The organism is Shouchella oshimensis (genome assembly GCF_004375095.1).
In the GTDB taxonomy this organism is placed as follows: Bacteria; Bacillota; Bacilli; order Bacillales; family Bacillaceae_D; genus Shouchella; species Shouchella oshimensis.
Genome location: NZ_SNUX01000003.1, coordinates 2,977 through 28,831, shown reverse-complemented (window position 1 = coordinate 28,831; position 25,855 = coordinate 2,977). Strand labels below are relative to the sequence as shown.

Here is a 25,855-nt window from a genome sequence, read left to right as displayed (position 1 = left end):
TAGTAATTCTTTGGAAGAGGTGAGTAAAATGATCAAAAAAATAAGTTTGATCTTTTTAACGGTTATCCTTGTTTTCTTCTTTATGCAACCGAATCTTTCTTATGGTTTTAGTAAAGGAAAACCCGATCCGTCTGCACCGCCTGGCACTTGGTACATAGGCGATGCGCCTCATGTAAAAACAGGCAGTCCTATTTTATTTGTACATGGTTTAACTGGCTCAGGAGCAACTTGGTTTGAGCCAAATGATATGTACCGACAAGCTCGGGATGCAGGTCATCCTGCCGCCTTTATTAACCTCTACCCTGATCAATCCTATTGGGATAATGGTCAAATGCTCGCCAATAAATTAGCCGAAATGTATAACCATTTTGGCGAAAAAATGATCGTTGTCGGTCATAGTAAAGGTGGCGTTGATATACAAACAGCGCTCCTCCATTACGGTGCTGAACGCTATGTTTCAAAAGTCTTTACCCTAGGCACGCCACATCATGGAAGTCAATTAGCTAACTTAGCCTATAGTAATTGGGCTGGCTGGCTCGCAGGTATTATTGGCATGCGCTCTCCTGGTACAGACTCATTGCGAACAGGCACGATGGCTGCTTTTCGAAATCAAACTGATCGACTTGTAGGTGCCCATTCTGTTCCCTTTCAGACACTATCAGGTCGCTCATGGGGCTCTTTTGGCACATCTCTTTATTTCGGCGGTGTCTATTTAAATAGTTATGGCACGAACGATGGTGCAGTTACAGTTGACAGTTCTAGACTCTCTTATGCAAATGAACTGGCATCCCTTTCCCTTGATCATTACGCCATTGCGGAAGGCCATCGAGTATTTCGCTACTTACAACCTCGTCTTGCCAATAATGAGCAAATGGTTGAAACACGGCAAGCAGACTATGGAACAATCATTCGTGGTGGTGAATTAAACGGTACTGCTACCCAACCATTTCAGCTGGAAGACGAGATCCAAACCGTTACATTTTCAGTCTTGGCCCACGAATCACTAGAAAACGTAACGTTCATCTCTCCCAATGGCGATGAACATCCTGTCGAAGCCATTGAAAAAGAACACGAGCAAAGTATCTTTGCTGGCGCTTATAGTCATTTCATTGAATTGGATCAACCAGAAAGCGGAACATGGACAATAGAAATGAACAGCACAACAGCAGGCGGTTACTTCGCTGTGGCATCCATTGAAGGAGGATTAACCAGTACGCTTCAACTTGAAGAAGACGTTGTGCATGCATTCGATGCTACCCCAGCTGATGTCACCTACTCCGTTCATATAAATGATCAGCTTCATGTTGAAGATGCAACTCTTGACGCTCTTCACACGTTCCATCTGCCAATGAAGAGCAACACATCACAAACGATAACCACGGATTACAACGGCATAACAAAGGATGGAACGCCGTTTGAGCGAACCGTTGTGGATCACCTTTTTATTGATAAAAAGGGAAATGTATTTCATTAACCTCTTCTTCTTTGAAACGACTAGCTCTATCGAAAATAAAAGTTGATGCTTTCCTTGGGCAAGATTGTGACTCTAGTTATGGTCTCGCCCCCCTTTTAAATTTCAATTGACTGCGCTTCTCCCAAAGGTTGAACAGCATTTATTGTATCTGTTATAACATCTTCGTCGTTGTGTCTTTGCCGCTCTCCACAGAACGTTTCATCTTATGATAGGCATGAACATCTTTTAAAACCATATACACGTGCTCAATGCCATCTTCTATAAAAATCTCTGACACTTGAATAAACCCATATTGTTCATACAAAGCTCGTATATAGTATTCCGCTTGTAAACGTATAGCAGTTTCTTTTTGTTCCTCTAGTAAAAACGTCATGGCTTGTTGCATCAATAAATGGCTTAATCCCTTGCCACGACTTTCTTTTCTCGTCAAGATCCGTCCAATTGATGCTTCACGGTATAGGATTCCACTTGGAATGAAACGCGCATAAGCCTGGACTGAACCATCCTCGTCAGATAAAAACAAATGCGTAGCGTGTAGATCAATACCATCTAAATCTTGATACATACTTTGCTGCTCTACAACAAAAACATCCATTCGTGCTTGAATAATAGCGTATAGTTCCGTCGTTGTTAGCTGTTGAAATGATTTTTGTTTCCACCTCATTACTATTCCACCTTTCTTCTACACTCTATCAAACAATACAAATTGATTCACTAATTAGAGGTTTTGATACATATTTTTTGTTTTCTCCTTACGTCTTATGGGTAACTAAATGAATATCCATATAATTGAAAAGAAGGTGAAAATGATCAATAAACGATTATTCTTTATTCTCTTTTTCTTTCTAGCTGGTTGTTCCAATAATGATCTCTCCCATGATGAGATTGTAGCCGACCCTCTAATGAACGAAATTCCCATTGTTTCTATTTACAATTCGAACAATGAAGAAATGGAAGCGAGATCATTTGCTATCTGTTGGAATTATTGTGATGAAGCTATCTTATCCCCGGTAAATGAAGAAGGAAGAGTTCAAAACAGCGACACCTTAAATGAAGCTGAATTAAGGGAAACAATGGAAATCGCTCTCCATTATGAATCCCCACACACCGTTTCGCACCAACTCGTCACATTTGACGGTTCCTCTTCGACTGAAGAAGAGCTAGAGGATGAGACGTTTGAGGTACATGGTCAAGGTGACATTCAGTATGCGATCGTCACACGGTTTCTAAACGAACATGAAGAAACAATTGGAAGGATTCAAACAAACTTTTCTGTGCAACTATACTAGTCCCCTTGTCCATATTCAGTGTCTTAACAGATTAAGGCACTGTTTGATCATTCATTCAGGAATCTACCCCGCCTCATTTAGTTCTCTTCATGTTTTTTCATTTTGTCCCTTTTTCCATATTTTCATAGTAAGATAGTGCTATACGATTACTAAAAAAGGAGAGAACGACGTGCAATTAACGATAAAGGCAGAGGGAGAGCATGTTAACGTTTTATCACATTTGCTTGCAAAAAACCCTTACCGCTTATATGAACGTGATGTGAATGGTCATCTCGTTCGGCTCTTTTTTTCGCATTTCTCAACGAACTTTGTTGAAGTGACCATCTTTGTTACACCTGATCCAATTGAATTGTCTCGTAATAGCGCACGATCCTTTGATATTACTTCTTATATCAATGATCGTGAATTTGCTGTGAGCAGTATCTTTTGCACGTTTCTTCGTTCAGCACTTGGTACCGCTCTAAATGGAAAGCCAAAGGATCCATACTTGCCATGGGTTGACCATCCATTTTCGTTTGAATTTTCATTCGGACCATTGGCTAGTGCAACCAGTTTATCTCTTCTCAAACGTTTATTTGAACCCATCGGCTTCTCTGTGAGTACTCATTTTGCGGAACAAAAAGCGCCATTAACTATAAAGGAAAAAAGCTCGGCTCAAATGATTACGTTAAAAGGTCGCACCACTCTACAAACAGGAATAAGACAGTTATTTGTTCTCATCCCTGTTCTTGATGACTATAAACATTATTTTATTGATGAAAAAGAAATCGATAAAATGAAGCGTTATGGAGAAGGATGGCTTGATGATCATCCTGAACGTGCTTATATTTACGAAAAAGCGTTACGATTTAAAGCCATTTATGATCATACACAACAGAAAGGCGATCAACCAATAAAAGAAACGGTTATTCGATTAAACGATAGGCGTTATGAAACGATTATTCAGAAAGTCTCCGACTTAGAAAAAAAAGCGAGTGTTGTAGACCTTGGTTCCGGTGAGGGAAAATTAACAGTGAAATTAGGCTATGTAAAAGGAATTAAAGAGTTATTAGCGGTAGAGCCATCTGAAATGGCAATGACTCGTGCGTTAAGACAATTTACGAAACGCACGCAAGAATCGGATTTCCTTCAGCCAACTCCCATAAGAAGTTCTTTATTTTATTACGATAATCGTTTACAGAATAAAGACATCATTATCCTATGTGAAGTGATTGAACATATTGAAGAATATCGCTTACCAAAAATGATGAAGATGATCTTGACAAATTACCGTCCACATACACTTTTCATTTCGACACCGAATTATGAGTACAACCAGCTCTACAATATGGGTGATGGTTACCGTCATTCAGATCATCGCTTTGAGTGGACACGAGATCAGTTTCAAACATGGTGTAAGGAGAATAATACTGGCTTTTACGACCTAACGTTTACTGGAATTGGGGAGGAACACGAGCAGTTTGGTCATCCTACTCAGCTATGTCACTTCCAAAGAAAGGAGACTGATTAAATGGATGTTTATGTACCTTATGCTGGCATTATACTCTGTGTCGGCCCATCCAACAGTGGTAAAACGACGTTGCTTCAGTCTTGGATCCAAACCCAACAAGTAAAATCATCTGAAGTTGTAAGCTCTGATGATTATCGTGAACGTGTTGGTGACTTACGCTTTCTTGATTGGAAAAATCGTCCAAGAGATGAGGCTAGTTCGTTAATGGAACAGTATCGAATCCAATCTACAGAGGCTTTCCAAACGATGGATGCCATTATTGAGTCAAGATGTCGCTTAAACAAGTTGACGATTGTGGACGCTACCCACCTTCATCCAAGTGATCGTGAGCGCTACCGAAACATAGCACGCTCACACCATCTCCCTATTCTCACACTTGTTTTTCATACAAAGGAAGCCACTCTCCTTCTTCGAGATAGTGAACGTGATGAACCTAGAGGCAAAAAACGTGTAAAGCAGCAACTTCAAACCTTTAAGCAACAGCTTCGCCTCCTAAAAAAAGAGCGTTACGCGAGATCCTATTCCATTTATGAAGACGAAACCGTTCGTCTCATTCGTCCAGTAACATCGCCAATTGAATTAGATGTTGGCAAAGGACTAGATATTGTCGGCGATATCCACGGATGTTTCGATGAATTTCTTATTCTCTTGCATAAATTAGGCTATCAACAAAATACAGCAGGTTTTTATATCCACCCAGAAGGACGAAAGATTCTCTCATTAGGAGATATCATGAGTCGTGGCCCTAAATCGCTCCAAACCCTTCAATTTTTTTATAACCATATTCAGGCTGGCTTAGCGTATATGGTTGATAGCAATCATGGTTGGAAAATTGCTCGTTGGCTAGATGGGAAACAGGTTCAACTTACGCATGGTGACGACAAGGTAGAGCAGGAATTTCTTGCCTACGAACATGCACACGGTGTTGAGAAAGCAGCAAAGCTAAAAGAACAGCTAAAAGACCTATTACTCAAAGCCCCATCTCATTATGTATTGAAAAAAAATGGGGTAGCAACAGCAGTCTGTGTTCATGCAGGCATACGAGATGAGTGGATTGGAAAGCAGTCTCATGAGATTAGTGATATCGCTAGATATGGTGAAACAGACGGTTTTGATGACGCACATAAACCTATTCGTAAAGACTGGACCGTCCATCATAAGACGAGCCCTCTTATTATTTGGGGACATGATCCGCGGAAAAAAGCAATGACGGTAAATGGTACCCTTAATATTGATCAGGGCGCTGTTTTTGGTGGTGAACTTACAGCGTTTCGTTATCCGGAAAGAGATCTCTTATCTGTAGACGTCGAAACCGACTATTCTAATGGGAATCACAACCCATTACATGAACTTGAAAAAGCACGATTTGCTGTACCGAACATCGCTAAATACATTCACGGTTACACTACGTCCACTGAGTTATTTGGTGACATCCATATAGGGGAGGAACATGTGATACCAGCTTTTGACGCCCTATCCCATGTCACTTTACCATTAGAAGATCTAGTCTACATTCCTCCAACCATGAGTCCAACACCATTGCCATCGTCGTTAGAGGGGTATTTAGAACACCCACAAGAAGCCATTGACTACTATCAGCAAAAGGGAATCACACGAATGGTTGCTGAAAAGAAGCATATGGGGAGTCGAGCTGTTTTGCTTTTGTTTAAAACAAAGGAAGCTGCCTTGTCCTATATTGACCGACCAAGCCTTGGTGTTATTTATACTAGAAAAGGTAGAGCTTTTTTTGATAAAACGACAGAACAAGCTATTCTTGAACAGCTTAACAAGGATTTACAGTCCTACTTTGAAGAGCACCATACGGATTTTGTTCTTTTAGACGCTGAAATAATGCCTTGGAATTTAAAAGCAAAAGAGCTTATTAGTAAACAGTATGCGCATGTAGCTGAAAACGCTCGGTTAGATCGAATGCAGCTCCTTTCAAAATTGCTATCAAATAGCTTGGATCATGACCTCTCTAAATGGGTAAGTGAATTTGAAAAGAAGCTGAAACATGCAAACATCTTTGAAGAAGTTTATCAAAACTATTGTTGGGAAGTAGAGAACTTAGAGGGGATACAAATTGCTCCCTTTCATGTGTTAGCTCATCGTAATCGGTCATTCTTTGATCAACCCCATACTTGGCATATGGAGCAAAATCAGCTATTTTCAGAGCTCTCCCCTTTATTTGTACAGACGGAATGGAAATTAATTGATTCGGATACTTCTGCGGCTGAAGTCATCTCTTGGTGGGAAGCTCTAACAGAAGACGGTCAAGAAGGCATCATTATTAAACCCGAATCCTTTATTTGTAAACAAAAAGGTAAACTCATTCAGCCTGCAATAAAAGTTCGTGGACAGAAATACCTTCATATCATTTATGGGATGGATTACTTAGAGCCAAAAAACCTTGAGCGATTGAAAAAACGGAACAGCGCTAAAAAGCAGAAGCTCGCCTTAAGAGAATTTTCACTCGGAATTGAAGCGGTTAATCGATTTGTTGCTGGCGAATCGGTTGAACGAGTGCACGAATGTGTTCTCGCTACATTGGCACTTGAAAGTGATCCCGTTGATCCTCGTTTGTAAATGACCAAACAGCCTCTCTTTTTCGAGAGGCTGTTCTTCTACTACTATTCAACACCTTCTAGCCATTCGCTCACTTTCTCTTGATTTTCCTCTACCCACTGCTTTGCTGCATCCTCTGGGTCCATCCCCTCTTCAGCAATTAACAGCATCACTTCATTCATATCATCTGCTGTCCAGTAAAACTGATCAAGAATACGGAAGGCATCAGGATCTTCCTCTTCTAACCCTTCTCGTACAATCGTTCGAATTTCACCCTCTTCTGCATAAATCCCTTGCGGATCATCTAGAAAGCGCAAATCAAATGAATTAAATTTCCAATGAGGCTCCCAAGCTGTAACAACAATCGGCTCTTCATTTTCGTAAGCATTTCGCAACTGTTGGGTCATAAAAGCATCTGTACTTAGCGTTTGCTCAATATCAAGATCATACGCATCAATTACTTCTTCTGTTGCAATGGCAATCCCTGCACCTGCATCAATTCCGGTTATTTCTGCCACAATATCAGCATTCAATTCTTCAATACTTGTCACTTCCATGTATGTTGGAACAGCAAGTCCTGTTCGAGCGCCTTCAAGATTCGCACCTAAATCGACAATCTCATCTTGATAACGCTCATAATCTGCTTTCATGTCATCTGGTAACCAACCGGCCACGTGTCCATCAACACTCCCATCAGCCACACTTTGCCACATAATGGCTTGCTCTACAACAGTTAATGTGACATCATAGCCTGCTTGCTCTAACGCTTCTTTTATAACGTAGTTCGATGCAAGTTCTGAATCCCACGCAACATATGTTAATTCAATTTCCTTGTCCGATGAGGACTGACTTTCACTCTCACCACACGCGGCTAACGTGAGTGGTACAATAGCAATGATTGGCCAAAATCGTCTTTTCAACTTGCATCTCTCCATTTCTTTTTGTAAAATTTGTTTAGAACGATTTAAACGAATTAAATTCAATCGTAACATAGCTACTTGATCTGTCAAACAAAAACGCTTACACTTTTTCCTAAGATCTAGCTATTGATAAGGAGACGTCAAACATGGATAAAGAACAAGCTCGAGAAGAACTTGATCGTATACACGCAATTATAAAAGACGGCATTGCTGATACAATGGATATTTACGGCGTAAATCGTTCCATTGGACAATTATATGCTACCCTATACTTGAGTGACGACCCTATGAATTTAAATGAACTTCGGGATGAACTTGGTATGAGTAAAGGTAGTATGAGTATTGGGGTTCGCAAGTTATTAGATGAAAATATCATTCATCGAGTTTATCGCAAAGGAGAACGAAAAGATCTATACGAAGCGGAACAGGACTTCTTCCAGTTCTTCACTTCTTTTTTCACTCGCCGCTGGGAACGAGAGCGCGATGTCAATATGGCAGCCATAAAAGAAGCTATTCCCTATTACAAAGAACTCATTGAGAATGAAGAAGTGCCTGAAGAGATTCGCGCTGAAGCTTCATTTACCTTAGATAAAATCCATTCCTCTCTTGCCTATTATGAGTTTCTTGATATGCTTGTCACCCAATTTCGAACAGGTAATCTAGCGAAAGAACTTGTTGAAAAATATAAAGACGCGAATAAATGAGTTCTGCAAATAGTGTACGTAAAGATGAATTTCCTAGCTTGAGGATATTCATCTTTTTTATCTTGCTGAAAAAAAGATCCGATACAGCAGCAGGCTCTTTTCCTTTGACATTAAAAAAAGACAATGATAGAGTTATTTTGTATTAATCGTTTAAAATATATTAAACAAAATGAAAGGTGGTTATTTGCTATGCACGTCCAGCTGTTCATTAATGGAAAATGGGTAGATGCAGAAAACCAACAGACTCGCTCAATCATTAATCCATTCAATCAAGAATCGATTGCCACTGCTGCAGAAGGAACGAAAAACGATGCAGTACGGGCTATTCATGCAGCAAGAACGGCATTTGATGAAGGGAATTGGCCACATATACCAGCAAGTGAACGAGGAGAAATGGTTCGTCTTGTTGGTCAAAAAATTAAAGATCAGCGTGAGGAACTCGCTCATTTAGAAACGTTAGATACTGGCAAGACGCTAGAAGAAAGTCTAGGCGATATGGATGATATTGCAAACGTATTTTTCTACTTTTCCGGACTCGCCGATAAAGATGGCGGTGAAATCATTGAAAGCCCTATCCCTGACTCGACTAGTAAAGTTGTTCGTGAACCGATCGGTGTTTGCTCGCAAATTACACCATGGAACTATCCATTACTTCAAGCGGCATGGAAGTTAGCACCTGCTTTAGTAGCAGGAAATACACTTGTTATGAAGCCAAGTGAACTAACGCCTCTCACTACAGCAAAAGTGTTTGAGTTCTTTGAAGAAGTAGGATTCCCAGATGGTGTTGTTAACCTTGTACTAGGAACAGGTACAGAAGTCGGTTCCGTTTTATCCGAAAGCCATAATGTTGACCTTGTTTCGTTTACAGGAGGAATTGAGACAGGTAAGAAAATCATGCAAGCAGCAAGTGGCAATGTAAAAAAGATTGCCCTTGAACTAGGCGGTAAAAACCCAAACATAGTGTTCGCTGATGCAGACTTCGCTACAGCGGTTGACCAAGCTTTAAATGCCGTTTTCTTCCATGCTGGGCAAGTATGTTCTGCTGGCTCTAGACTGCTAGTTGAGGAGTCGATTCATGATGAATTTGTTCATGCATTAATTGAGCGTACTAAGCGCATTAAACTAGGAAACGGTTTTGATGAAAGTACCGAATCTGGTCCCTTAATTTCTGCTGAACATCGATCGAAAGTAGAGCGTTACATTCAGATTGGATTAGATGAAGGCGCTACCCTTGCTGTCGGCGGCAAACGACCAGATGCCGATGAACTGAAAAACGGATTCTTTTTAGAGCCAACAATCTTTACAAACTGTAAGCATGATATGCGCATTGTGCAAGAGGAAGTTTTCGGTCCGGTATTAACCGTCGAAACGTTTACGTCAAAAGAAGAAGCGATCGCTAAAGCAAACGATACGATCTACGGATTAGCAGGAGCTGTCTTTACAGCCGATATTGATAAAGCTGAACACGTTGCCAGCAAATTGCGCATGGGTACTGTTTGGATTAACGACTTCCACCCTTATTTTGCACAAGCACCTTGGGGCGGCTACAAACAATCTGGCTTCGGGCGTGAATTAGGCAAAATCGGATTAGAAGAATATACCGAAGTGAAACACATTTTCCGTAATAAACAGCCACAACCAGTCAATTGGTTTCAATCTTAAAAGACTAATACTAAAAGGAGCGATCTAATTTATGAGTATGCACATGAAAGTTGAATCCATGTTAAGTTACCACACGTTTGAAGTACCAACTGCTATAAAGCATGGCATTGGCGCTATTAAACACTTAGGAGAAGAGATAAAAGCATTCGGTTCAAAGAAAGTACTTCTTGTTACAGATCCAGGAATCTACCAAGCTGGTGTAACAAAGCCAGTTGAAGACAGTTTAAAAGAAGCAGGTGTCAAGGTGGTCCTCTTTAATGAAGTAGAACCAAACCCTCCGACAAAACTAATTGCTCGTGGTTCTGCCTTTTATTTAGAAAATGATTGCGATGGGCTTGTCGCTGTTGGTGGAGGATCTTCCATGGATACAGCAAAAGCGATCGGGGTTGAAGTGTCGCACGAAGGCTCTGTTCTTGATTATGAAGCTGCTGATGGCAAAAAACCGTTAGAGAACCGAATCCCTACACTAGCAACCATTCCAACCACGGCTGGGACTGGTTCAGAAGTGACTCAGTGGGCGGTCATTACGGATGAAAAAAGAGAGTATAAGTTTAATACGGGCGGTCCATTAATCGCTGCTCATCTAACCATTATCGATCCAGAACTTCACACATCAATGCCTCCACACGTTACGGCAATGACTGGCATTGATGCCATTGCTCATGCAGTGGAGTGCTATACCATGAAATATGCACAACCTGTAACCGATGCTGTTGCCCTTCTTGCCATTGAATATGCGGCTACGTACATTCGTCGCGCATTTTCAGACGGTGATGACCTAGAGGCACGTTATGGTATGGCTCAAGCAGCCATGTTAGCAGGCTTATCTTATGGCAGTGAATCAGCCGGAGCCGCTCACGCAATGAGTCAGTCGTTAGGTGGTATTGTACCAGTTGCCCATGGTCAATGTGTAGCAGCGATGATGGGACCAGTAATGGAGTTTAACTGGAAAGGTGCGCCAGGACGTTTTGCAAGGATTGCTCAAGCGTTTGGTATAAACACAGCTGACATGACAACAGAAGAAGCTGCAAAAGCCGCTGTTCAGTACATGTATGATCTTGTAGAAGAATTAGAAGTGCCGACACTTGAAGAACAAGGTGTTGATCCTAAGCAAGTGGATCGATGGGCTGAAGAAGCTTTAAAAGACCCACAAACCATTGGGAATCCTCGTGATTTAACGAAAAAAGATTATGTATGGATTTACGAGCGTTGTTTTAATAACGTTCCAAGTACAGTGCGCTAGTCAAATGTACATCGTCTATAACCAACACCCCTCTCATTCGTCTGAGAGGGTTTTTTTGATCAATTGACTCTTTCTTAAAACTACTATACCGTATAAGAAAGCGCATACATTTCGCTTAAATAAGAAAGGTGGTTTTGCTGTGTTTGGTGTTGTGATTCGTTTTTTTGACCGCATTGTTCAGCGTTATTTACCTGATGCCTTTATTTTTGCTCTTTTGTTAACCATTGTTGTTTTTGTACTTGGATTAGGATTAACAAGTAGTGGTCCTATGGACATGATTCAGTACTGGGGAGGTGGATTTTGGGATTTACTTGCCTTCACCATGCAGATGACGCTAATCGTTGTGACTGGGTATATTCTTGCTAGCACTAACGTTATGTCTACATTAATGAAACGCTTAGCGCTCCTTGCACACACGCCTGGACAAGCGGTTGTTCTCGTCACCGTTGTTGCCTCTCTCGCCTGTTTACTAAACTATGGCTTCGGTCTTGTTGTTGGTGCCTTATTTGCTAAACATGTGGTTAGACGTGTACCAACTGTCGATTACCGATTACTTATAGCAGCAGCTTATAGCGGATTTCTCGTATGGCATGGTGGTTTGTCCGCCTCTATCCCACTAACGATTGCCAGTGAAGATCATTTTCTAGTAGAGTCCTTAGGAATTATTCCTGTTACACAAACGTTATTAAGCCCTTATAACATTTTTATCGTTGCTACGTTAATAGCGACTTTGCCCATTATTAACTATTTTTCATTAAAATCGATTAAGCACAAAACCTACATAGACCCTTTGTTCTTAGAAACAGAGTTAAAGAACGAGCTTGCTGTAACGAAAGATAAAGCAGCAACTCCTGCTGAACGCTTAGAAAATAGCCACATTTTATCCTTCGTTATCGGAGGCGCTGGGATGCTATTTGTCGTGTTTCATTTTGCCACCAACGGCCTTGACTTAAACATTAACATCGTGAACTTCACGATTTTGTTTCTTGGCATTCTGTTTCATCGTACACCTAAACGCTTACTTCAATCAGTTAATGAAGGTGTAAAGAATGCAGGCGGTATTATTATTCAATTCCCTTTTTATGCAGGAATTATGGGCATGATGGTCGCTTCTGGACTATCTGATACGATTGCGCTCTGGTTTGTCCAGATTTCAACTGAAACAACACTCCCTTTTTTGACCTTTATCAGTGCAGGGTTAATTAATATGTTTATTCCTTCTGGAGGTGGACAGTGGGCAGTACAAGGACCCATCATGATACCAGCCGCCATCGAACTCGGGGCTGATACGGCTCGGGTGGCAATGGCCGTTGCATGGGGAGACGCATGGACCAATATGATTCAACCATTCTGGGCATTACCTGTTCTTGCCATTGCCGGTTTAAAAGTACGTGACATTATGGGGTTTTGTTTGATTTTATTAATTTGGTCGTTTGTCCCCATTTCAATTGGATTACTATTTTTTTAATTGTTGTTCCAACTTCTTTGAGCCCAAGTGTCAAAACACTTGGGCTTTTATGGATGGAGCGTGCTCCTCAACCATTAATTCAATTTCACCGGCAGTTCTTTTAAGCCGCGAATGACGAAGCTTTGTCGCCACTCCAAATTAGCGAGTGCTGTATTTATTTGAATCTCTGGGAAGGTGTTAAGCAATGTTTGAATCGCTATTTTCCCTTCTAATCGTGCGAGTGGCGCACCTAGGCAATAGTGAATTCCTTTTCCAAACGCAAGGTGCGGACTTTTTTCACGAGTGATAACAAGTTTGTCCGGCTCTGAAAAAACTGCCGGGTCATGATCTGCTGACGCAAGAGAAACGAGAACATGATCTCCTTTTTGCAGCTGTTTGCCCATGAACGTAAACGATTCTTTTGCGTAGCGATCAGTACTAAACTCAACTGGACCATTAAATCGTAAAATCTCTTCAATGGCTCCATCAATTAAACTTGGTGATTCTTTTAATTTTTTTAACTGCTCAGGATGTGTAAACAAGGCGAGCATTCCATTGGCAATTAAATTAACTGTCGTTTCATGTCCGGCAACGATCATGAGCATAATGGCACCATATAATTCTTGAACCGATAGCTTATCCCCATCTTCTTCTGCACGGATCAGCTCTGAAAGCAAATCGTCTTGAGGATGGATTCGCTTCTCGGCCAGCAATTGTTCAATATAAAGCTGAAATTCTTTCATATGCGCTTCAACTTGCTCATAAAAACTTGGATCGTCGTTTATTTCTACCATACTGTTAGACCATCTTTGAAAGTCTAAGCGGTCCTCAGGAGGGACACCAAGTAATTCACAGATAACAATAATAGGAATAGGAAATGCATAGTCTGCAATTAAATCAACGGTTTCCTTCCCTTTCATTTGTTCGACTTGTATCTTTGCAATTTCTTCAATTCGACCTTGAAGGCGTTGAATCATTTTCGGTGTAAAACCTCGCTGAACAAGACTTCGCAACCGTCGATGATCTGGTGGATCAGCAAACAACATGCTGTGGGTAATTGGCATCAATTCATGTTCACTGACGTCTGGGAAAACCGCTCTTGGATTTTTTACAAATCGTTCATCTTTTAAGACTGCTTCAGCCGCTTCATATGTAAACGCAACCCATGAATCCTGAATACCACTCACTAATTTCACCTTTGCAAAGGCATCATGAGGACGGATCTCCTTATAAAATTCGTAAGGTTCTTGATGAAACTCTTTTTTATTCAGCACAATTGACATACTCGTCACCCCTCTCTCCATTTAGTTCGGAACCATTCTCTACTTTTCCTGCAAAAAAAGAGGATCACCTAAATGATCCTCCACTTATTCTTCACACCATGACTTTACACATGTCTTTTGTAAACTCAACTGGATCTTCTAGTGGTAACCCTTCAATTAACAACGCTTGGCTATAAAGAAGATTCGTGTAGAGTGCAAACTTCTCATCATCTTGTCCGTACGCTTGTTTTAATGAAGCAAACACATCATGATTGCCATTTAACTCTAATACTTTTTCAGCCTTCACGTGCTGATTGTCTGGCATCGCTTGAAGCACTTTTTCCATTTCAATCGTGATGTCCCCATCAGCCGCTAAGAAAACAGGATGCGTTTTAAGTCGTTTGGACGTTCGTACGTCTTTTACTTTTCCAGTTAAGATTTCTTTCATTTTGCTAAACATCGCTGTATCTTCTTCGCTTGTTTCTTGTTCTGCTTTTTCATCGTCGTCAATTTTCAAGTCAGCACTTGAAACCGAAATGAATTCTTTTCCATCGTATTCGCGTAACATCTTAATCGCAAACTCATCCACATCTTCTGTAAGGTAAAGAATCTCATATCCTTTATCTGCAACCATTTCTGTTTGAGGTAGTTTTGCAATTCTCTCAACAGAATCGCCCGTTGCATAGTAAATTTGGGTTTGATCTTCTTTCATACGAGACACATAGTCTGCTAACGAAACAAGCTTATTCTCTGTAGAAGAATGGAATAACAATAAGTCTTGAAGGTCGTCTTTATTGGCACCAAAATCGTTGTAAACGCCGAATTTTAATTGACGGCCAAATGCTTGATAGAACTTGTCGTACTTCTCTCGATCTTTCTTTAGCATGGTTTTTAGCTGACTCTTAATTTTCGATTTAATATTTTTTGCAATTAACTGTAGCTGACGATCATGCTGCAGCATTTCTCGCGAGATATTGAGGGATAAATCCTCTGAGTCAACCATTCCTTTTACGAAACTAAAGTAATCTGGTACTAGTTCAGCGCTCTTCTCCATAATTAAGACGCCATTTGCGTATAATTCCAGACCCTTTTCAAATTCCTTCGAATAATAATCATAAGGCGTGTTTTCAGGAATAAATAGAATGGCATTATACCGAACGGCTCCATCAACCGCCACATGGATATGCTCTAACGGTTTATCAAAACCATAGCGCTTGTCTTGATAAAATTGAACATAGTCTTCGTCCGTTAGTTCACTTTTATTTTTGCGCCATATTGGGATCATACTATTAAGAGTTTGTTCTTCTTCAAACTCTGTATACTCTTCTTCACTATCTTCTTTTGGCTTACTCACCGTCACATTCATTTTAATTGGGTAACGGATAAAATCAGAATACTTTTTAATGATTTGTTTAAGTCGATATTCCTCTAAATACTCATCAAATGATTCTTCCTCACCATTCTCTTTTAAATAAAGTGTTATAGTTGTTCCAACTTCGTCTTTTTCGGCTGGCTCGATTGTATAGCCGTCTGTACCATCTGATTGCCACAAATAGGCTTGATCACTATCAACGGAACGACTCACCACAGCGACTTGATCTGCCACCATAAATGCCGCATAAAATCCAACGCCGAATTGTCCAATAATATCATGGCCATCTTTAATTTCATTTTCTTTCTTAAATGCCAGAGAACCACTTTTTGCAATCGTTCCAAGGTTCGCTTCAAGCTCCTCTTTCGTCATACCAATCCCAGTATCACGAAGGGTCAACGTTCTTGCTTCTTTGTCTGCTTGTACGTAAATCGCATACTTATCTTGTTCAAACTGAAGATTTTCGTCTGTCAGTGAGCGGTAGTACATTTTATCAATCGCATCGCTGGCGTTTGAAATTAGCTCACGAAGGAAAATTTCTTTTTGCGAGTAAATCGAGTTAACCATCATCTCTAGCAAGCGTTTTGACTCTGCTTGAAATTGTTTCTTTTCCATTTTTGTACACCCCTTATCATCTAACACCTTTTTAGCACTCGATCGCTCCGAGTGCTAACTCATTTCTTATTTTACCGAATTCACGACATACGTCAATAGGTAGCGTCAACTTCAATTAAAAAAGAGTTCGGGTTACTTTATATATCGATTCACAAACGACCATACATGCTTATAATAAACAGAGGGCTCAGTTAACTTTGCGCCAACATGGCCTGCACCATTCGCAATCCAAATCTCTTTTTCCTTCGTAGTTGCGGTATTATATAACTCTCTAGACATGTATGTTGGTACTAAATCATCTGAACTGCCATGAATAAAGAGCAGCGGTGGCGTCTCGTTTTTTACTTGCTCAAGGGCAGAAGCTTCTTTAAACGTATACCCAACTATTCGCTTCGATAGTGCACTGCCCATCTGTAAGAATGGGAAGCTCGGAATTTGAAACAAGTTTTTCATCTGGTGCGACAATTCCTCATCTACTGCTGTATATGGACTGTCTGCAATAATAACCTTTACTTCCTTTGGTAAGTCCTTTTCACCAGCCACCATTAAAGCTGTTGAAGCACCCATGGATTCTCCATGAATCACGATTTGCTTTAGCTCTTTTTCTGCGATTAATTGGTTTAACCAGTTTAGTTGATCCTGTCGCTCAAGCCAGCCAAAGCCTATATAATTACCTTCACTTTCACCATGTGCACGTGCATCTGGTAAAAAAAGATCATAACCCTCTTCTTCATACATTTTTCCAGCTAGTCCCATTTCACTACTGTCGCCTCGGTAGCCGTGAAGAAGGAAAGCCAGTTTTCCTGTTTGGTCTTTATTTGCGATATAGCGACCATAAAGTGTTAATCCATCATACGTTTGTTGTTCCAGTCGTTCCACCTCTTTTTGGGCTAACCATTGTTCTCCACGCTCCATTAATTCAGCAATGTTCTCTAGCTCTTCTTTTGCTTCTCCCTCTCCCGCATAAAGATCGACATTGCGTGTACTCCTTGCAATTGCCATCGTAAATAAGTAATAACTAGCCGCAACAAGTGTCCCACCTAAAACAACTGATACACCACCAATACTCCAAAGCATCCTTTTGGTTTTTTTCTTCACGCTTGTTTCCTCCTGCTTCCCAACCGTTTTTCTTAATCCTTTCTCTTCCCGCTTTCATTCGCTTCTAGACCTACAATTCGATTATGAATCGTTGCCATAGGCTTTTGTGTTTTCATATAATCACCAAAACAATCTTGTATAGAACCATACTTGTTCAGAAATCGCCCAGGTTGATTTGGATAACCATCGCCTCCACTATAAATAAAATCACTTGTAGCGATTGTGTACCGTGACGATGAACTAAACATACCATTATCTAGCGTGACTGCTTCAACAACCGGCGTTCCTTCTTTCCACTTGACTGCTACTTTCATTCCACTGACATGTGGAAATTTGCCATTTTCTAATGGGTAATCACGTATACCGTGTTCAATCATCTCCACTAACACTTGACCACTAACATCTACCGTTACAATGGAACCCTCAAAAGGAAAAGTAGACTGGAGATTTGCTTTCGTCACAGTGCCTTTTGGAATTGAAGAACGGATGGCTCCACCATTTAAAAGAGCAATATCTGCATTAGTCTTTTTACGAATGGCGTCTGTTAGAAATTGAGTAAGGTTCGTTTCGCCCACGCGAACATGTTGACGATCGCCTATTAAGGCAACGGGAGTGAATCCAACAACTTTTCTGCCTTCCTTAGTTAAACGGTCGGATAACATGTGAAGCTTCTCCTTTGTAACGAGATGCTCCCTTGTTGTGGAAGATGGTTTAATTAGCTGAGCCTTCTTAATAAGCAGATCATCATCATACTCAATTGTCACAAGGCCAAGGGCTTGAAGATGCGCTCCTGTACTTGCAAGCAATGTGTTGTTTTCCGCGACTTGACCCTCTGGTAACAACGTATGACTATGCCCATCAATAATGACGTCAATATCTGGAACTAGCTCTGCTAGTTGTTTACTTGTTTCAGGACTTCCTTCCACACCAAGATGCACAACTGCAACAATAAGATCCACTTGCGCCTGTTTTAATTGATCAACGATGTTTGCTGCTTGGTTAATTGGATTCGTTAGTTCAATTTCCTTTACATTGTTTGGATTTGTTTTGTTTAGCGCTTCCGTTGTTGTTAAGCCAAAAAGACCAATTTTTTTAGTTGCGACGGTTTTTATTATAAATGGGGAAAAGGGCTGTTCTTTCCTCCCTTTATAAAAAAGGTTCCCATCCAAAAAGACAAACTTTGCTTGCTTACGTAAATGAAGAAGGTGCCTAAAGCCATAGTTAAAATCATGATTACCTGGCACAAAAGCGTCGTAATGCAAATCATTCATTAAAGAAACTGCTACTTCTCCTTTAGAAGCTTGAACAAATGGTGTTCCATGAAAGGTATCGCCTGCATCAACTAGAAGACAGTCTCCTTCACAGTTAAAATCGATCAGCGTCTTTAATTTTGCAAACCCAAAACCTTCACCTTCTACCACCCTGCCATGAATATCATTTGTATGTAGTATGCGTACTACTTCTTTTTCCGCTCCGTAGGCAGGGTTTGATCCTATCAGAAAAAACAAGAAAAAAACGACCTGCGTCAAAAAGAAAATCTTCATTCCTTCCACCCTTTCTTTTTAGAATAGGATGTACAGAATGTAGCATTGTATCACACGTTTTACCGATACCAATCAGCAGGGTCATCCATATGTAAAAAAGGCACATTTGTATCAATCGTTCCTGTTATTTGGCCCAACGCAATGGGCACTCCCTCTACCCACTTTTTAAAATCAATTCTTGTCGGCTCTTGGTTAGGTCCGAGAGTAAACCACGCCTGTAGTGAAGAAGGAAAATAAACTGATGTGTGGATCGTTCCTGCCCAACTATCGTATAAATCCGAGAATAAGCCGTTATTTGCAGCATTAAATAAGTGGTATGCTTCTTTCGCTGACATAGCTGTTTGTTGATTCTTTTTTAAAACATCCAGTCTCCTTGTTGAGTCCACGAGATGGTGACGGTTTTCAGAAACAAGTGTTTCAAAATGATTCGTGCACCGTGTGCTTGAACGGATGGCTACCTCCCTAGGTGTTGCCTCAATAATAACGGTTCTTCCACTTTGATCATAAACAATATAGCTAAACGAATGGCGATGTGGGATATTTTTTAATAGCGTAACAGCTTGATCCACAGTCTCACATGTCTCTAATATAAACCGCCCAATCATACAGCAAATAAATCCAGCACCAGGCTTCTTCCGATTCATAAAATTGTAGCCCATTGCTAATCCTGCTTCGTTCATTCCATCCATTCGACCGGTAATACGTTGACTGGGAGCTGCAACCGCTAATCCACCATCTGTCGGTTTAAATAAGGTATATCGACCTTCATACGTTTTAGGATGGTAATCATAGTTGCGAATTAAATAATGATCACCTGTAGCAATGGAACACCCCGACTTTAAATAAGGCACTCTGTAGCCACCAAACTCTTTTAACACCTCTTCCATCGTCCATTCAAGTGCTTGTTGCATTCCGAGAAGCTCTTGCCAAATTCCTTTTGAAACAGCGCTTATTTCCCGCTTTGCTTCGTGTACATCAATTGAAAAACGCTGCTTGCGCACATTCCATTGATTTGAACGATTTTTTGTAATGAGTGACGCTTTGATTTCCATGCCTTGTTCGTATCCAAATGTTTCATGATCCCCTCTAAACTGAATGATGTTGCTATAAATTTCTTTCATTTGTATCTTTCCTTTCCTGTAAATCAGCTACTATCTGTTTTGCAAAATGCCCTAAATCATTGCGTACATAAGCACTCATAACGCCTGCGCATACATTGTCAATTAAGACTTCTTTTATAAAAGGGGGAAGTTTTTCTCTTTCTACCTCTTGTTCTAATGTAACAGCTGCTCGAATGCCAATCTGTGTTGCAATTTGATTTACCTTTTCAACTACTGCAGGATGTTCAAACAGAACGGTTGCAAACGGACAAAAAAGGGATGAAACACCTTCTTGCACGCTTTTGCTCGTCGCATCTGCAACTATAGCAGCCTGTTTCCCTGCTTCAATTGATGTCGCATGGCCAATAATTTTTGCTTCTACAAAATGCAACTTACTGTAAGCTTGTTTAATCTCCTTATCAATCCATGCTTTTGTGGAACAATTCATAATAATGGTGTTAGGGCTAGCATGTTGCGCAATGCTATTCAGCACAGACGCTGTTGCATCTTGAGGCACGCAACACAGAATAAGATTCATTGCGTTTAAACAACGAAAGTCTGTTGAATAGGCTACATTCAAGTAAGCGGCTAATTCCTGACCTTGTTTAGAGCCTCTATTTAACAATGTTAATTGAAAATGGGAATGAACCTGTGTTGCGATTGCTTTTCCCATACGACCTGCTCCAATGATAGCTATTCGCTGCTTTTCCATTGCTAAACCTCCTACTCTTATTAAGAAAAGTATACCTTTTTTATACGTTCTCCTACAATTTCAAAAGACTTGGCATGCTTCTTGCATTAGATATAAATGAAACTGATTATTGAGGAGGATTACGATGTTATTACCTTACACACATGAACCATTCACTGATTTTACAATTGAAGAAAATAAGAAAGACCTATTAGATGCGATTAAACAAGTTGAAGCTCAGCTTGGTGGTCACTACCCACTTGTTATTAATGGTGAGCGTGTTGATACTACCGACAAATTAACGTCTTATAACCCTTCCAATAAAACTGAAATTATTGGAACAACAGGAAAAGCGACTAAAGAACATGCAGAGCAAGCAATTGAAGCTGCAAGTGTTGCATTTGAATCATGGAGAAAAGTAACACCACAAGAGCGCGCCAACATCTTAGTTCGTGCTGCAGCGATTGTCCGTCGTCGTAAGCACGAATTTACTGCTATGCTTGTAAAAGAAGGCGGTAAACCTTGGAAAGAAGCTGATGGAGACACAGCAGAAGGCATTGATTTCCTTGAGTACTATGCGCGTCAAATGATTGAACTTGCAAACGGCAAACCAGTTAATAGCCGCGTTGGTGAACAAAATAACTATATCTATACGCCAACAGGAGTGACAGTTGTCATTTCACCTTGGAATTTCGCTTTTGCCATTATGGCAGGTACCACGGTAGCACCACTCGTTACAGGAAATACTGTACTCTTAAAGCCGGCAAGTACAACACCTGTTATTGCGGCTAAATTTGTTGAAGTTCTTGAAGAAGCTGGCGTTCCTAAAGGCGTCATTAATTTCGTTCCTGGTAGCGGTAGCGAAATCGGTGATTACTTAATTGAACACCCGAAAACAGCTCTTATTTCCTTTACTGGCTCACGCGATGTAGGTGTTCGTCTTTATGAGAAAGCAGCAATCGTTCAAAAAGAGCAAAATCATTTAAAACGTGTCATCGTAGAGATGGGCGGTAAGGATACTGTTGTTGTCGACAGTGAAGCAGATATTGAGACAGCTGTAGACGCTATTGTCGTTTCCGCTTTCGGCTTCTCAGGTCAAAAGTGTTCAGCAGGTTCTCGTGCAGTAATTCATAAAGATGTGTACGATGAAGTTGTTGAAAAAGTAGTGGCACGCACAAAAGAATTAACTGTTGGAAACCCTGCAGAACCAACAAATCTTTATATGGGACCTGTAATTGATCAAGCTGCATTTGATAAAATTACTAGTTATATTGAGATAGGCAAAGAAGAAGGAAAGCTTGCAGCAGGTGGACAAAGCGATGATTCAACAGGTTACTTTATTCATCCAACTGTGTTCGTTGACGTTGATCCTAAAGCTCGAATCATGCAAGAAGAGATCTTCGGTCCTGTTCTCGCGATTAGTAAGGCGACAAGCTATGATGAGGCTTTAGACATTGCCAACAATACGGAATATGGCCTGACTGGAGCTGTTATTACAAATAACCGCGAAAAAATCGAGCAAGCCAAATATGATTTCCACGTTGGAAACCTTTATTTCAACCGTAACTGCACAGGTGCCATCGTTGGTTATCACCCATTTGGTGGGTTCAAAATGTCCGGTACCGATTCAAAAGCAGGCGGCCCAGATTATTTAGTCCTTCATATGCAAGCAAAAACAATCTCGGAAATGTACTAAAATGAAAAAGACACGCTCCTGCGCGTGTCTTTTTTTGTCTATACATAACTGTCTAATTAGACAATTCGTTTTACAGATTATAGTGCTTGAGCTTATTGTATAAGGTCGCTCTCGAAACACCAAGCAATTTTGCAGCAGCGGATTTGTTGCCAAACGTTTTTTCCAAAGCGGCAAGTATCTCGCTTCTTTCATCGTTTCTTGAATAATTTGCAGAGGAGACATGATTCATCTGCTTTTGAAAAGAATCGGGTAAATGATACCAATGCACACGATCCTCTGTATCATTTGTTAAAATGATCACCCGCTCAACTAGATTACGTAATTGACGAATATTCCCTTCCCACCGATGATTCATAAGCATATACATGACTTCTGGATCAAACGTTGGGACAACTTTATCATAGCGAATGGCAAACTCGTGAGCGAATCGTTGCATTAACTCCGGTAAATCATCGAGTCGTTCACGTAAAGGTGGCACGTGAATTTGAATAACATGCAGGCGATAATAAAGATCCTCTCGAAAGGTACCTTCTTGAATCATCTCTTCTAAATGACGATTCGTTGCTGCAATAATACGTACATCAAGGGGAATTGGTTTATGATCGCCTACGCGATAAAATACTCGTTCCTGTAGAACACGTAACAGCTTCACCTGTAATTCGAGGGGCATTTCTGCTACTTCATCTAAGAAAAGAGTACCCCCTTTTGCAACATCTAGCTTTCCTTTTTTTCCACCTTTAACTGCGCCTGTAAAAGCTCCCGGGACATAGCCGAATAATTCACTTTCAAACAGCGCTGATGGGATTGCGCCGCAGTTAATTGCAACAAAAGGCTCTTTGTTCCGGTTACTAGCTTGATGAACCCCCTCTGCGAAAAGTTCCTTTCCTACACCACTTTCCCCGGTTAGCAATAAATTGGCTTCTGTTTTAGCTACTTTACGAGCCATATCAATTGCTTGAGTTATCGGTTTACTTCGACCAATGATCTTCTGAAAAGGTTCGTCAGCTACTTGTCCGTTTAAATCATGTAAGCTTGCTGTTGTTGATGATAGTTTTTCGTTTAACTTAACAACGTCGGTTATGTCTCGTTCAATTGAAATTCCACCAATACACTCTACACCTAAGAATACCGGAACAGTATTCACAATAACGTGTAAACCTTGTTTTGGCTGATTATATTGATTCATGACCGGCTGCTTATCTCGAAGCACTGACCATAGTACGAGAGCATCTTCTTCAAAAAACTGTTGTAACGGTTTCTTTTTAACATTTTCATTATTTAGATGATAAAGTTCCTCAGAACGATGATTAATGGCTAGTATCTCACTTTCATGATTCACAATTGTAACTGCGTCATTCATTGCCGTCACTAACGTTTCGTGAAAAGAATGATACCGCTTTAATTCATAAAGAAGAAGTGAGGGGATAAGTTCTTTTTTCACTCTGCCTACAACATCGTTTGATTCATTTACTGTATAGATCGTCGCTATTTGATCGCTAAAAGCAGGTAAATTCATGAGTAACGTTGACTCTGGTAATGTCCAGCTACCTTCTTCGACTTTACCAGTGTAAGGTTCCGCTACATCTTTTAATGAGGTTTGCAAAGGCGACCCTCCTTATTCATTATACACATTAGACACTTTTGTCACTTAATGTCTATATTTTAGACGATTTACCGAAAAAACACTACTGTTAACCCTTTTTAAGTTGGCACACTTTTTGCATTAAGAAGTGTATAGCGTTTACATCATTTGTAGGAGGAATGAATTATGGTCCTAGAACAACCACTTCGTTCAGTATTTATGCAGCTAGCTAAAAATAAATCGTTAAATAAGGCCGCAAAAAAATGGGGACTGAAGTTTGGCGCTTCTCAAGTTGTAGCAGGGGCTACCTTAGAGGATGCCATTAAAAATGTTCAATTATTAAATGAAAAAGGAGTCGCTTGCACCCTTGACCATTTAGGAGAATTTGTTACAGAAAGAGAAGAAGCCATTGAATCCACAGAGGCTTGCTTAGCCGTTTTACGTGCCATCCACGAAACCGGCGTTGAATGTAATTTATCATTAAAAATGACACAACTTGGGCTAGATATCGATGAAAGTTTTTGTTTATATAATATGAAACGAATTTGCGAAGTCGCCCAAGCGTTTACTATTTTTATCCGTATTGATATGGAAGATTACTCACATTGCGAGCAGACGTTACGTATTTTGTCCATTTTACGAAATGAACATCAGTTTGATAACGTTGGAACCGTAATTCAAGCTTATTTACATCGTGCGGAAGACGATGTAAATAGCCTAAAAGGAGTACCACTTCGTTTAGTAAAAGGGGCTTACAAAGAATCAGAGACTGTTGCCTATCAAGATAAGGCGACAATTGACAAAAATTATCTGAACATTATTAAGATCCACCTAAATAACGGAAGCTACACGGCCATAGCTTCTCACGATCATACAATTATTGAAAAGGTAAAAGCATTCGCTATCGAACAGAACATTTCAAAGGATCAATTTGAATTTCAAATGCTGTATGGTTTTAGAGAGCAGCTGCAAAAGGAATTGATTGATGAAGGGTATAAAGTCCGTTCGTACGTACCGTTCGGCACAGATTGGTTCGGGTATTTCATGAGGCGCTTAGCAGAAAGACCACAAAACATTGCATTTGCCGTTAGAGGTTTTTTTGGAAAATAAATAGCTACCCATCTAAACACCTTCTTAAGTAGAAGGTGTTTTGCGTTTTCTACGCAAAAAGAGGCTGGGACATAACGAAAAGTAGTATTTGAAAAGACGAATAGTCTAAAATATGCTGAGTAGCACCGCTACAGGAGAATCCTTCGCTAATTTTCATATAAAACAAACGACGAACGTTCCTATTTTCAGGAATGTTCGTCACTTTGGTCTGTCTATCTACTTTTGTCCCAGCCTCTTCTCATTGCCTGGCAACGTCCTACTGCTCCAGGGTGGTTTTCTTCGAGGACGTTCCTCTCGTTGATGGGTCCCCGATGCTTCCCATGAAGCTTTTACGAAAACAACCCTTTCGTCTCACTGGGGGCACGCTGCTTTCCCTTCGATGTTTTTTCATGGTGTTCTCGTTGATGGTGCTCATTACATACTGTTGCTTTTTTGTTTGCCTCGCTTCTGCCGAAGCGCAGCTCTTTTGCGCCTTTCTTTCTACACAAAAAAAGACACCTTTTCAGGTGTCTTTCTCATTGCCTGGCAACGTCCTACTCTCACAGGGGGAAGCCCCCAACTACCATCGGCGCAAAAGAGCTTAACGACCGTGTTCGGCATGGGAACGGGTGTGACCTCTTTGCTATTGCCACCAGACTTTGGTTTACTTCAGATAAGCGTCGGGCTTTTTTGTCAGTTTCCTCTTTCCTTTTCAGTCACGTACGTGAGTACGCTCCTTCAAGTCCATCGTCACTTCCGCAAATCCCTTGCTTCTCTTTGTAAAACTCATTCTAAAAGGGAATAGTCCCTTCTTGTATTAAAAAGAATCGGTGATTCTTTCAAAACTAAATCAAATCATCATACTCAAACTCAAGAAATTTAGGATAAGCCCTCGACCGATTAGTATCAGTCCGCTCCATGTGTCGCCACACTTCCACTTCTGACCTATCAACCTCATCATCTCTAAGGGGTCTTACTGGCTTACGCCATGG

Annotated in this window: 19 protein-coding genes and 1 rRNA gene; 10 read left to right on the top strand and 10 right to left on the bottom strand. The window is 40.6% G+C overall.

From position 1 onward, the window contains the following. Positions 1-28: 28 nt before the first annotated feature. Positions 29-1,474, top strand: coding sequence for an esterase/lipase family protein (locus tag E2L03_RS10890; protein WP_206698855.1), 1,446 nt, complete (start codon positions 29-31; stop codon positions 1,472-1,474). A 151-nt stretch (positions 1,475-1,625) separates the two neighbouring features. Here the strand turns inward: E2L03_RS10890 and E2L03_RS10885 are convergent, their stop codons facing one another. Then, entirely contained in the window at positions 1,626-2,138 is a 513-nt protein-coding gene (locus E2L03_RS10885; protein ID WP_078440214.1) for a GNAT family N-acetyltransferase, read from the bottom strand. A 109-nt stretch (positions 2,139-2,247) separates the two neighbouring features. Here E2L03_RS10885 and E2L03_RS10880 point away from each other — a divergent pair, with 109 nt between their 5' ends. The 3 genes from E2L03_RS10880 to E2L03_RS10870 all read left to right on the top strand — a co-directional run bounded on the left by E2L03_RS10880 (position 2,248) and on the right by E2L03_RS10870 (position 6,859). Next, entirely contained in the window at positions 2,248-2,763 is a 516-nt protein-coding gene (locus tag E2L03_RS10880; protein ID WP_134259187.1) for a hypothetical protein, read from the top strand. A 169-nt stretch (positions 2,764-2,932) separates the two neighbouring features. Further along, entirely contained in the window at positions 2,933-4,273 is a 1,341-nt protein-coding gene (locus E2L03_RS10875; RefSeq protein ID WP_055736954.1) for a methyltransferase domain-containing protein, read from the top strand. After that, on the top strand, positions 4,274-6,859 hold the full coding sequence (locus E2L03_RS10870) for an AAA family ATPase (RefSeq protein WP_055736953.1): 2,586 nt from the start codon (positions 4,274-4,276) through the stop codon (positions 6,857-6,859). A 44-nt stretch (positions 6,860-6,903) separates the two neighbouring features. Here the strand turns inward: E2L03_RS10870 and E2L03_RS10865 are convergent, their stop codons facing one another. Next, positions 6,904-7,848 (bottom strand): glycine betaine ABC transporter substrate-binding protein, encoded by a 945-nt coding sequence (locus tag E2L03_RS10865; protein ID WP_236702438.1) that lies wholly within the window; start codon positions 7,846-7,848, stop codon positions 6,904-6,906. Between the two features lie 56 nt (positions 7,849-7,904). Here E2L03_RS10865 and E2L03_RS10860 point away from each other — a divergent pair, with 56 nt between their 5' ends. The 4 genes from E2L03_RS10860 to E2L03_RS10845 all read left to right on the top strand — a co-directional run bounded on the left by E2L03_RS10860 (position 7,905) and on the right by E2L03_RS10845 (position 12,835). After that, positions 7,905-8,462: a GbsR/MarR family transcriptional regulator gene (locus E2L03_RS10860; protein WP_124741606.1), complete on the top strand. Its 558-nt coding sequence runs from the start codon at positions 7,905-7,907 to the stop codon at positions 8,460-8,462. Positions 8,463-8,651: 189 nt separating this feature from the next. Further along, entirely contained in the window at positions 8,652-10,124 is a 1,473-nt protein-coding gene (betB, locus tag E2L03_RS10855; RefSeq protein WP_055736951.1) for a betaine-aldehyde dehydrogenase, read from the top strand. A 31-nt stretch (positions 10,125-10,155) separates the two neighbouring features. Further along, positions 10,156-11,367, top strand: coding sequence for a choline dehydrogenase (gene gbsB / locus E2L03_RS10850; RefSeq protein WP_038477810.1), 1,212 nt, complete (start codon positions 10,156-10,158; stop codon positions 11,365-11,367). 139 nt (positions 11,368-11,506) lie between these two features. Next, a complete protein-coding gene (locus E2L03_RS10845; RefSeq protein WP_055736950.1) occupies positions 11,507-12,835 on the top strand; it encodes a short-chain fatty acid transporter in 1,329 nt (442 codons plus the stop codon). Positions 12,836-12,909: 74 nt separating this feature from the next. Here the strand turns inward: E2L03_RS10845 and E2L03_RS10840 are convergent, their stop codons facing one another. From E2L03_RS10840 to E2L03_RS10815, 6 genes are all read right to left on the bottom strand, one after another. After that, positions 12,910-14,097 carry a cytochrome P450 family protein gene (locus E2L03_RS10840; protein ID WP_124741604.1) on the bottom strand — a complete coding sequence of 396 codons (1,188 nt, stop codon included), beginning with the start codon at positions 14,095-14,097 and terminating at the stop codon, positions 12,910-12,912. A gap of 91 nt (positions 14,098-14,188) precedes the next feature. Further along, positions 14,189-16,063, bottom strand: a complete 1,875-nt coding sequence (gene htpG, locus E2L03_RS10835) for a molecular chaperone HtpG (RefSeq protein WP_055736948.1) — start codon at positions 16,061-16,063, stop codon at positions 14,189-14,191. Between the two features lie 132 nt (positions 16,064-16,195). Further along, a complete protein-coding gene (locus E2L03_RS10830) occupies positions 16,196-17,161 on the bottom strand; it encodes an alpha/beta hydrolase (RefSeq protein ID WP_055736947.1) in 966 nt (321 codons plus the stop codon). Positions 17,162-17,193: 32 nt separating this feature from the next. Beyond that, positions 17,194-18,669, bottom strand: a complete 1,476-nt coding sequence (locus E2L03_RS10825; RefSeq protein WP_208394353.1) for a bifunctional metallophosphatase/5'-nucleotidase — start codon at positions 18,667-18,669, stop codon at positions 17,194-17,196. A 95-nt stretch (positions 18,670-18,764) separates the two neighbouring features. Next, complete coding sequence (locus E2L03_RS10820; RefSeq protein WP_055736945.1) at positions 18,765-19,826, bottom strand: C45 family autoproteolytic acyltransferase/hydrolase; 1,062 nt, start codon at positions 19,824-19,826, stop codon at positions 18,765-18,767. Next, positions 19,810-20,517 (bottom strand): NAD(P)-binding domain-containing protein, encoded by a 708-nt coding sequence (locus E2L03_RS10815; protein WP_055736944.1) that lies wholly within the window; start codon positions 20,515-20,517, stop codon positions 19,810-19,812. Before E2L03_RS10815 ends, E2L03_RS10820 begins: the two co-directional genes overlap by 17 nt. Positions 20,518-20,641: 124 nt before the next feature. Between E2L03_RS10815 and pruA the strand changes: the two genes are divergently transcribed. After that, positions 20,642-22,192 carry an L-glutamate gamma-semialdehyde dehydrogenase gene (gene pruA / locus E2L03_RS10810; protein ID WP_134259186.1) on the top strand — a complete coding sequence of 517 codons (1,551 nt, stop codon included), beginning with the start codon at positions 20,642-20,644 and terminating at the stop codon, positions 22,190-22,192. A 70-nt stretch (positions 22,193-22,262) separates the two neighbouring features. Here the strand turns inward: pruA and E2L03_RS10805 are convergent, their stop codons facing one another. Continuing rightward, positions 22,263-23,795, bottom strand: coding sequence for a sigma-54 interaction domain-containing protein (locus E2L03_RS10805; protein WP_055736942.1), 1,533 nt, complete (start codon positions 23,793-23,795; stop codon positions 22,263-22,265). Between the two features lie 165 nt (positions 23,796-23,960). Here E2L03_RS10805 and E2L03_RS10800 point away from each other — a divergent pair, with 165 nt between their 5' ends. Then, positions 23,961-24,884: a proline dehydrogenase family protein gene (locus E2L03_RS10800; protein ID WP_038477790.1), complete on the top strand. Its 924-nt coding sequence runs from the start codon at positions 23,961-23,963 to the stop codon at positions 24,882-24,884. A gap of 520 nt (positions 24,885-25,404) precedes the next feature. Here E2L03_RS10800 and rrf read toward each other — a convergent pair. Beyond that, positions 25,405-25,520 (bottom strand): 5S ribosomal RNA (gene rrf / locus E2L03_RS10795). Positions 25,521-25,855 lie beyond the last annotated feature (335 nt).